This window comes from Pseudoduganella sp. RAF53_2, from assembly GCF_052113985.1.
Taxonomy (GTDB): Bacteria; Pseudomonadota; Gammaproteobacteria; order Burkholderiales; family Burkholderiaceae_D; genus Rugamonas.
This window is the reverse complement of record NZ_JBFRDW010000911.1, coordinates 1-1,692: the sequence shown is the minus strand read 5'-3', so window position 1 is coordinate 1,692 and position 1,692 is coordinate 1. Positions and strand designations below refer to the sequence as shown.

Below are 1,692 nucleotides of genomic sequence, written 5' to 3'. Positions count from 1 at the left end.
CGTATCGGGACAGTCCGGCGACCATGGCGTCAGCCCCAGCGCTTCCTGCTGCTGGGCGGGCAGCCAGGCTTCCAGCAAGGCCGGCCAGCGCGCCACTTCACGCTGGCGCGCCAGCGGCTGGCAGGCAGGCGTGGTGCGCAAGCCCGTCTTCGGATCGAGCCACACCTGCTCCAGCAGGCCGCGCGAGCGCAGGCGATCCGGCAGCGTGGGCGGAATCGTATCGCGCAGCACCCAGGCCGTCCGCTTCACATGGCAATGTTCCGGCGGCGTTTGCGCCGCAGCCGTGCCGAGTGGCCAGCAGACCTGGGCCACCGACACTTCGGCCGGCCGTGCATGCGATATCGGCGCACTGCGCGGCAGGGACAACGCGATCTGATGCAGTAGTGGCGCAGCCACGTTCGCGCCAAAGAAACCAGGATTCGGCGTGCCATCCGGACGGCCGATCCAGACACCCAGCGTATAGCGCCCGCTCACGCCAACCGCCCACGCATCGCGGAAACCATAGCTGGTGCCGGTCTTCCAGGCCAGCCGCACGCCGCTGGTATCCTGTTCAACGAAAGGCTGGTCCGGATGGCCACCGCCCTCCAGGATATTGCGGATGATGAAGGCCGCGCCGGGACTCATCAGGCGCGCCTCATGCACTGGCGCATCCGGCGTGATGCGCGGCGTGCCCGCCACGCCATCCGCCGCCAGCGCGCGATAGGCGCCCACCAGTTCTTCCAGGCTGGTGCCGGCGCCGCCCAGAATGATGCTCAGATTCGGCGCGGCGTCGCGCGGCAAACGCAAACGCAGGCCGCCGGCGGACAGGCGCGCCGCAAAGCGCGCCGGGCCGATACGGTCCAGCAGATCCACGGCCGGCACGTTCAGTGAGCGCTGCAAGGCTTCCGACACGCTGACTGGTCCGGAGAAACTGGCCTGGAAGTTGCCGGGGTCGTAACCGCCGAAGGATTGCGGCGTATCGGCCAGCAGGCTTTCGGAATGGATCAAACCTTCGTCCAGCGCCATCGCGTACAGGAAAGGCTTCAGCGTGGAGCCGGGCGAGCGGATGCCGCGCACCATGTCCACATGACTGAAGCGGCGCGCATCCGAGAAATCGGCCGATCCGGCGTAGGCCAGGATTTCCATGCTATGCGTATCCATCACCAGCGCAGCCATCGACACGAAGCGCGGCAACTGGCCAACGCGGTCGGCCAGCATGCGCTCCACGGTCGCCTGCATTTCGCGGTCCAGCGTCGAATGCACCACAGTCCTGGCCTGGCCTTTGCGCGCTGCGCGGCGTGCCGCCTGGTGCAGGCGCTCGGCTGCCAACGGCGCCACCCAGGCCAGGCGCGGCGGATTGGCGCCGACTTTTTCCATCAGCGCGTCATCGACTTCCGATTGCGGCCAACGGCCCAGCGTCGCCATGCGGCGCAACACCTTGTCGCGCGCCTGCTGCGCCACGTCCGGATGTCGGTCGGGCCGTAGCCGCGAAGGCGCTTGCGGCAGTACCACCAGCAGCGCCGATTCCGCGGAGGACAACTGGGACGAGCGCTTGCCCAGATAACTGCGGCTGGCCATTTCCACGCCTTCCACAATGCCGCCCATCGGCGCATGGTTCAGGTACAGCGTCAGGATATCGTGCTTGGACAGGCGCAGTTCCAGCTGCACAGCACGCGCGATCTGGCGCAGCTTGCCACCCATGCTGTGCGGGAC

1 protein-coding gene is annotated in these 1,692 nt (G+C 67.8%); it reads right to left on the bottom strand.

What is annotated here, in order from left to right:
* The coding region (pbpC, locus tag AB4Z11_RS30935; RefSeq protein ID WP_442029899.1) for a penicillin-binding protein 1C at positions 1 to 1,692 on the bottom strand (1,692 nt) is incomplete at both ends.